The organism is Oleiphilus sp. HI0132 (assembly GCF_001635845.1).
The window spans coordinates 1-8,163 of the sequence record NZ_LWGJ01000831.1 but is presented as its reverse complement, the minus strand read 5'-3'; the positions used below and the strand labels follow the sequence as shown (position 1 = coordinate 8,163).

Sequence of the window (8,163 nt, the reverse complement as noted above, 5' to 3'; positions counted from 1 at the left end):
GATGTGTAAAATGTCCAACCCCAATTTTCATAGTCATATGGTTTTGTTAGTTTTGTTAGTTCTAACTGTATGATTTTAAATGATATTTTGTAGAGAGAATGTTATGGCAGCAGGTTTGTTTCGCCCGGAAGAGTTTAGAGATAACTGTGGATTTGGTTTGATTGCCCAGATGGAAGGGCAGGCAAGTCACGATCTACTATTGACGGCGATAGAATCACTTACATGTATGACTCACCGCGGTGGTATCGCAGCAGATGGTAAAACTGGCGATGGCTGTGGGTTGTTGATTCAGAAACCTGATACGTTCTTCAGGCAGGTGGTTAAGGAGCAGTTTAGCGCCGATCTGAATGAGATTTACGGCGTAGGAATGGTTTTCCTTTCACAGGACCCTACGAAAGCGCAGCAAGCTAAAACAACGATGAGTGCAGAGCTTGAAGCACAAGGTCTTACCGTTGTTGGTTGGCGCTTGGTTCCGACTAATAACGATTGCTTGGGTCGTATGGCTCTGGATTGCTTGCCACAGATTGAGCAGGTCTTTGTTCAGGCTGACGGGCTTAGTGAGCGTGAACTGTCTCTTAAGCTTTTTGTTGCGCGCCGTAAGACTGAAATGGCTTTGGCGTCTGATGAAGAATTCTACGTTTGTAGTTTGTCAGAAAAAGTCGTGTCTTATAAAGGGCTGATGATGCCGGTTGACCTGCCGAATTTTTATTTGGATCTGGGTAATCCAGATGTTGAGACAAGCATTTGTGTTTTTCATCAGCGTTTCTCCACTAATACTATGCCAAAGTGGCCACTAGCCCAGCCATTTAGATGTATTGCTCACAACGGTGAAATTAATACGATTGAAGGCAATAGAAACTGGTCTACAGCGAGAACAAGCAAGTTTGCTACAGACGAACTGCCTGAGCTGGGAGAATTATCTCCTTTGGTGAATCGTACTGGTTCAGATTCTTCCAGTATGGATAATATGCTTGAGGTACTTCTGGCAGGTGGTGTAGACCTATTCCGTGCCGTTCGTATGATGATTCCACCTGCATGGCAGAACGTTGACACCATGGATAGCGAACTACGTGCTTTCTATGAATATAACAGTATGCATATGGAACCATGGGATGGACCGGCTGGTCTGGTTCTAACTGACGGCCGTTACGCCGTCTGTTTACTGGATAGAAACGGTTTGCGCCCAAGTCGTTGGGTTATCACTAAGAATGGTTACATTACAGTTGCATCCGAAATTGGAACTTATGGCTATAAGCCGGAAGATGTTGTTGCTAAGGGTCGAATTGGTCCTGGACAGATTCTAGCGGTTGATACTGAAACGGGTGAAGTGCTACATACTGATGATATCGATAGCCGCCTTAAGTCTGCTCACCCTTATAAAAAGTGGCTAAAAGAAAACGCGGTTCGTATTGAGGCAACGCTAGACAAAGATCATGAAGCGTTCCAAGCAATGGATGCTGATACCCTAAAGACGCACATGAAGATGTTCCAGGTGACTTTCGAGGAACGAGATCAGGTATTGCGTCCATTAGCTGAGGCGGGCCAGGAAGCAGTAGGTTCGATGGGTGATGATACGCCAATGGCAGTATTGTCGACTCGTGTTCGTTCAGTTTCAGACTACTTTAGACAGAAGTTTGCTCAGGTGACTAACCCACCGATTGATCCATTGCGTGAAGCGATTGTTATGTCTCTGGAAACCTGTGTGGGTGTAGAGCAGAACGTATTTGAAGAAACGCCTGAGCATGCGAAGCGAATTATTTTGGCTACGCCGGTACTGACACCTGCGAAGTTTAGCTGCTTTAGCTCGGATAAAGATGGTTTTGAACATGCCTTGATTAGCCTTCAGTACAAAGAAGAGACTGGCTTAAGGCAAGCAATTGTTGATGTGTGCCAGCAAGCAGAAGAAGCTGTTAGACAAGGCAAGGTTGTGCTTGTTTTGTCGGATAAAGATATCGAACCTGGCTTATTACCACTAAATGCCTTTATGGCAACGGGTGCAGTGCATCACCACTTGGTTGAGAAGGGCTTACGTTGCGACTCGAATATTATTGTGGAGTCTGGTTTTGCCCGTGACCCTCATCACTTCGCGGTGTTGTTTGGTTTTGGTGCTACGGCAGTCTTCCCTTACTTGGCTTATCAGGTTATGAGTGACCTGATCAGTACGGGTGAGATGCTGATGGACCCAATCGAGGCGAAAAATAATTATCGTCGCGGTATTGGTAAGGGCTTGTTGAAGATCTTATCGAAGATGGGTATTTCTACAATTGCTTCTTACCGTGGCGCTCAATTGTTTGAAGCAGTAGGTCTTGCAGACGATGTTGTTGACCTATGCTTTAAAGGTGTCGCAAGTAGAATTCAGGGTGCTGATTTTGAAGACCTGCAATCAGAGCAAGCACTGTTGGCTAAAGAAGCTTTCAAGGCGCGTAAATCGATCCAGCCAGGTGGTTTACTGAAGTTTGTTCACGGTCAGGAATATCACGCCTTTAACCCGGATGTTGTCAATACAATTCAGCAAGCAGTTGAGTCGGGCGATTACTCTGTTTACCAGAAGTACGCAACCTTGGTAAATGAACGTCCAGCGTCATCCTTAAGGGATTTGTTTGCTTTAAGTGATTCTGCTAAAGAGATTCCTTTAGACGAAGTAGAGCCGGTAGAGAATATCTTCCCTCGTTTTGACTCGGCAGCAATGTCTTTGGGAGCTTTGTCTCCTGAAGCACATGAAGCACTTGCTGTTGCAATGAACCGTCTAGGTGGCCGCTCTAACTCTGGCGAGGGTGGTGAAGATGCAGCGAGATTTGGTACGGAAAAACGTTCCAAGATCAAGCAGATCGCATCAGGCCGATTTGGTGTAACGCCACACTACTTGCGTAATGCTGATGTCTTGCAGATCAAAGTTGCCCAAGGTGCGAAGCCCGGTGAAGGTGGTCAGTTACCAGGTGGTAAGGTAAATAACCTGATTGCGACATTAAGATATTCGGTGCCAGGTGTGACCTTGATTTCACCGCCACCGCATCACGATATTTATTCTATCGAAGACTTGGCGCAGCTAATCTTTGATTTGAAGCAAGTTAATCCAAAGGCATTGGTTTCTGTGAAACTGGTATCTGAACCGGGTGTTGGTACTATCGCCGCAGGTGTTGCCAAGGCTTATGCTGATTTGATTACAGTTTCCGGTTATGACGGTGGCACGGCTGCAAGTCCGCTAACCTCTATCCGATATGCGGGTTCTCCTTGGGAGCTTGGTTTGAGCGAGGCTCACCAGACTCTGCGCGGCAATGACTTGCGTGGCAGCGTCCGTCTGCAAACCGATGGCGGTTTAAAGACAGGTCTGGATGTTGTTAAAGCGGCGATACTGGGTGCCGAGAGTTTTGGTTTCGGTACCACGCCTATGGTTGCTTTGGGTTGTCGTTATTTGAGAATTTGTCATTTGAACAACTGTGCGACGGGTGTTGCGACTCAGAACGAATTACTTCGTGATGAGTACTTCAACGGTACCGTAGAAATGGTAATGAACTTCTTCCGCTTTGTTGCGAAAGAAGCGCGTGAGTGGATGGCTAAGCTAGGTGTTCGTAGTTTGGAAGAGCTGGTTGGTCGTACAGATTTGTTAGACATTTTGTCAGGTACTACTGATAAGCAGAACAAGCTTGACCTATCGCCGATTCTTTCGACTGAGGGAATACCTGAAGATAAACCGCATACCTGTAAGGTAGAGCGTAATGCTCCGTTTGACCAAGCCTTGTTGGCCGAAAAAATGGTTGAGGACTTAGTTCCAACAATTGAATCCAAGTCGGGTGGTACCTTCGATTACGAAGTGACTAACTGTGATCGTTCGGTTGGTGCACGAATCTCTGGCGAAATCGCAGAGCGTCATGGTAATCAAGGTATGGTGAGTGCGCCAATCAACTTGAATTTGACGGGTACAGCTGGTCAGAGCTTTGGTGTTTGGAATGCTGGTGGTTTGAATATGAACCTTGAAGGCGATGCAAACGACTATGTTGGTAAAGGTATGACTGGTGGTAAACTAACCATTCGACCCCCTCAAGGTAGTGAGTTCAAAACCCAGGAAACATCCATTGTTGGTAATACTTGTCTTTACGGCGCTACTGGCGGTAAGTTGTTTGCAGCGGGTACGGCTGGTGAGCGTTTTGGAGTTCGAAACTCTGGCGCTTCAGCGGTTGTTGAAGGCGCAGGTGATCACTGCTGTGAATATATGACTGGCGGTTTGATTACTGTTCTAGGTCAAACAGGTTATAACTTTGGTGCTGGTATGACAGGTGGTTTTGCCTATGTGCTAGACCAGGAAAATACGTTTGTAGATAAATACAATCATGAGTTGGTAGAAATTCAAAGAGTTTCAACTGAACAAATGGAGCCTTATCGCAATCATTTGCGAGGCGTTATTAAGGAGCATGTTGCTGAGACATCTAGTAAGTGGGGGCAAGAGATCCTTGAGCACTTCGATGACTTCATTGCTAAGTTCTGGTTAGTTAAGCCGAAGGCGGCTAGCTTGGATAACTTGCTTAACAACATGCGTTCTCGCCCTGAGTAGTGTTTCGAATTATCGAATACTCTCATTGCGAATAAGGTTTAGAGGTTAGAATATGGCAAAGCGTTTAAATAACAACTTTCAGTTTGTTGATGTGGGTCGAGTTGACCCAAAGAAAATTCCAATGGAAGGTCGTACCGAAGATTTTGGTGAGATCTATCAGTCATTTGATCAGAATGACGCGACTGAACAGGCTCATCGATGTCTTGAGTGTGGTAACCCTTACTGTGAGTGGAAGTGCCCGGTACATAACTATATCCCGAACTGGCTAAAGCTGGTTTCAGAAGGGAATATTCTTGAAGCGGCTGAACTGTGTCACCAGACAAACTCTTTGCCTGAAGTGTGTGGTCGTGTTTGTCCTCAAGATCGATTGTGTGAAGGTGCTTGTACTCTTAATGCAGGTTTTGGTGCGGTGACTATTGGCTCGGCGGAGAAGTATATTACTGATACGGCTTTCGCTATGGGTTGGCGCCCGGATATGTCCAATGTTGTTAAAACAGACAAGAAGGTTGCCGTGATTGGCGCGGGCCCTGCCGGTTTGGCTTGTGCAGATATCCTGGTTCGTAACGGTGTTAAGCCTGTTGTTTTTGATCTTAATCCTGAGATTGGTGGTTTGCTTACCTTTGGTATTCCAGAGTTCAAGCTAGAAAAGGATGTCATGTCGCGTCGTCGAGAAATCTTCACCGATATGGGCGTTGAATTTCGCTTGAATACCGAAATTGGTAAAGATATCAGTATTGATGACTTGTTAAATGACTATGACGCAGTATTTATGGGTATGGGAACATACAAGTACATGAAAGGTGGCTTCCCAGGTGAAGACTTGCCAGGCGTTCATGATGCATTGCCATTTTTGATCTCAAACGTTAATCGTCGTTTGGGTTTTGAAAAAGATGAAGCTGACTTCATTAACATGGCAGGTAAGAAGGTGGTTGTTCTGGGTGGTGGTGATACTGCGATGGACTGTAACCGAACCTCTATTCGTCAACAGGCAGATAGTGTAGTTTGTGCTTACCGTCGTGACGAAGAGAATATGCCTGGCTCACGCAAAGAAGTTCAGAATGCCAAGGAAGAAGGTGTAGGCTTTATGTTTAATCGTCAACCAGTGGCGATTGTAGGTGATGATAAAGTTGAAGGTGTGAAGGTTGTTAAAACACAGCTGGGTGCCGCTGATGAAAATGGTCGTCGTCGCCCGGAAGTTATCGAAGGTAGTGAAGAAATCCTGCCTGCTGATGCAGTATTGATTGCGTTTGGTTTCCAGCCTAGCCCACCAGAATGGCTGTCCGATGTGAAGGTAGATGTTAATAGCTGGGGCGGTGTTGTCGCGCCAGAGAAGGGTGAGTACCCTTATCAGACGAGTAACCCGAAGATTTTCGCCGGTGGTGATATGGTTCGTGGTTCTGACTTGGTGGTTACCGCCATTGCGGAAGGCCGCCAGGCAGCTGAAGGCATCATGGACTACCTGGATATATAGTCTGCACGTGATGAGTATCAATGACTAAATCCAAGGCACGGTTGATAATACTGTGCCTTTTTTGTATCTGGACAACATTGCCAGACATTTCTTGATTATTAATATTGAAGAGACAGTGAATGACAGAGCTAAAGAATGATCGATTTCTGAGAGCGCTAGAGCGTAAGCCGGTTGATGTGACGCCTGTATGGATGATGCGTCAAGCTGGGCGTTATCTGCCAGAGTATAAAGCGACCAGAGCGCAAGCCGGTGACTTTATGAGTCTGTGTAAGAATAAAGAACTAGCATGCGAGGTCACAATTCAGCCTCTTGAGCGCTACAAGCTCGACGCTGCAATTCTGTTTTCTGATATCTTGACGATTCCGGACGCAATGGGTTTGGGTCTTTATTTCGAAACGGGTGAGGGGCCTCGTTTCAAGAAGATTGTTCGAACAGCAGAGGATGTCGAGAAACTACCTATAGTTGATACCTCTAAAGACTTGACTTACGTAACGGATGCAGTGAGCACCATACGTAAAGAGTTGAATGGACGTGTTCCGTTGATTGGTTTCTCTGGGAGTCCTTGGACTTTAGCCACTTATATGGTTGAGGGTGGAAGCTCTAAAGATTTTCGCCATATCAAAGCGATGATGTATTCTCAGCCAGAAATTATGCATCAGTTATTGGATAAAATTGCCTTGTCTGTGATTGATTATCTGAATGCTCAAATAAAAGCGGGTGCGCAAGCGGTTCAGATCTTCGATACCTGGGGTGGAAACCTGAGTGATCATGCATATCAACAGTTCTCTTTGGCTTATATGAAGAAAATTGTAGCTGGCTTAATTCGGGAATACGATGGTCGAAAAGTCCCCGTGATTCTATTTACCAAAGGAGGCGGTTTATGGTTGCCTTCTATGGCTGATACCGGCGCTGATGCACTTGGTCTTGACTGGACGATGGATATCGGTAAAGCGCGTGCCTTGGTAGGTGATAAAGTTGCTTTGCAGGGGAATATGGATCCGTCGGTGCTATATGCTTCAGAAAAAGGTATTAGGGATGAGGTGGCTAGAATTTTGGCATCTTATGGTCCAGGTGAAGGCCATGTATTCAATCTGGGGCATGGTATTCATCAATTTGTTGATCCAGCACATGCAGGCTACTTTGTTGATGCGGTTCATGAACTGAGTGCTCAGTATCACGCTTAAGATCGTTATCTAATGCATAGAATTAAGGGTGCAACGTGGCACCCTTTCTTTTTCTAGCACAAAATGCCATGTAATTCCCACACGTGTCACATTTGCAGCAGGCTCTTATTTAACCTGTGCGACTCTTTTAATACAATCGATAGATAACCCTTAAGGTCTCCCAAGGAACTGTAATGAGGCATCTCTCTCTCTATTTTGCTAAGGCAATTTCAATTTGTATCTGCGCTACAATGATCGTGGCTTGCGATAATTTAGAAAATATAGCCTTTTTCAAAAGTGTTGGGGATCCTGACATATATCAAAGTGATGCCGAAACTAATATCGATAACAAAACCATCGATATCGAAGTCGACATGTCCGAAGATTTATCTCTTAAAGTGCTTCAAGCGACTCTTTTAGCTTACTTGGATTCGCCATTGTATCGATATTTAGATGCATCAGACTTTCCAGAAGATCTAAGTTTGATATGCGGAAATTATGTTAAAGATGTATTTGAGGACCCCATTAGTTGGGACAGTTCTAGGGAGCCGGGTCAGGCTTATAGCGAAGGTGATACAGTAGAGCTGGTCTTTGACAATTGTCAGTTGAGTACAGGGCAAGAAGTGTCTGGTGCTTTATCGATGGAATATAGTGATATGGGTGGGGTAAATGACACCTTCATGCCGGTTTCAACTGATTACTGTGTTGATAGGCTTAATATCCTAAACGAAGGCCCTGATTACGACACATTATATGTAGCAGGCCATGAAGTAAGATTTTTCCCCTTTGGTGATGACACGATAGTCCGAGTTTATGAGCACAGCTACGATAGCGATACGGGTGAGCGAATATCTACCCTAAGGGCATCTTATGAAGTTGCCAAAAATAGGCCAACCTTGATTATCAATGAGCGTTTAGGTGTCGATGCTGGTGCTTTAGCATCGTTGGACGGAGATGAAATTTATCATGTTTTTGAAGGT

At 45.2% G+C, this 8,163-nt stretch carries 4 protein-coding genes; all 4 read left to right on the top strand.

Going from position 1 to position 8,163, the window contains the following annotated elements; all coding sequences use genetic code 11:
* Positions 1-103 precede the first annotated feature (103 nt).
* On the top strand, positions 104-4,549 hold the full coding sequence (gene gltB, locus A3766_RS09505) for a glutamate synthase large subunit (RefSeq protein WP_068506603.1): 4,446 nt from the start codon (positions 104-106) through the stop codon (positions 4,547-4,549).
* A 52-nt stretch (positions 4,550-4,601) separates the two neighbouring features.
* Positions 4,602-6,020 carry an FAD-dependent oxidoreductase gene (locus A3766_RS09500; RefSeq protein WP_068634367.1) on the top strand — a complete coding sequence of 473 codons (1,419 nt, stop codon included), beginning with the start codon at positions 4,602-4,604 and terminating at the stop codon, positions 6,018-6,020.
* A gap of 119 nt (positions 6,021-6,139) precedes the next feature.
* Positions 6,140-7,204 carry a uroporphyrinogen decarboxylase gene (hemE, locus tag A3766_RS09495; RefSeq protein WP_068513946.1) on the top strand — a complete coding sequence of 355 codons (1,065 nt, stop codon included), beginning with the start codon at positions 6,140-6,142 and terminating at the stop codon, positions 7,202-7,204.
* A 173-nt stretch (positions 7,205-7,377) separates the two neighbouring features.
* Positions 7,378-8,163: hypothetical protein (locus A3766_RS09490; RefSeq protein ID WP_156498112.1), on the top strand; the 786-nt coding region annotated here is incomplete at its 3' end.

Excerpts from the sequence above, each read along its gene's own strand:
- gltB (WP_068506603.1), top strand. The coding sequence starts at position 104 with ATGGCAGCAGGTTTGTTTCGCCCGGAAGAGTTTAGAGATAACTGTGGA.
- hemE (WP_068513946.1), top strand. The coding sequence starts at position 6,140 with ATGACAGAGCTAAAGAATGATCGATTTCTGAGAGCGCTAGAGCGTAAG.
- A3766_RS09500 (WP_068634367.1), top strand. The coding sequence starts at position 4,602 with ATGGCAAAGCGTTTAAATAACAACTTTCAGTTTGTTGATGTGGGTCGA.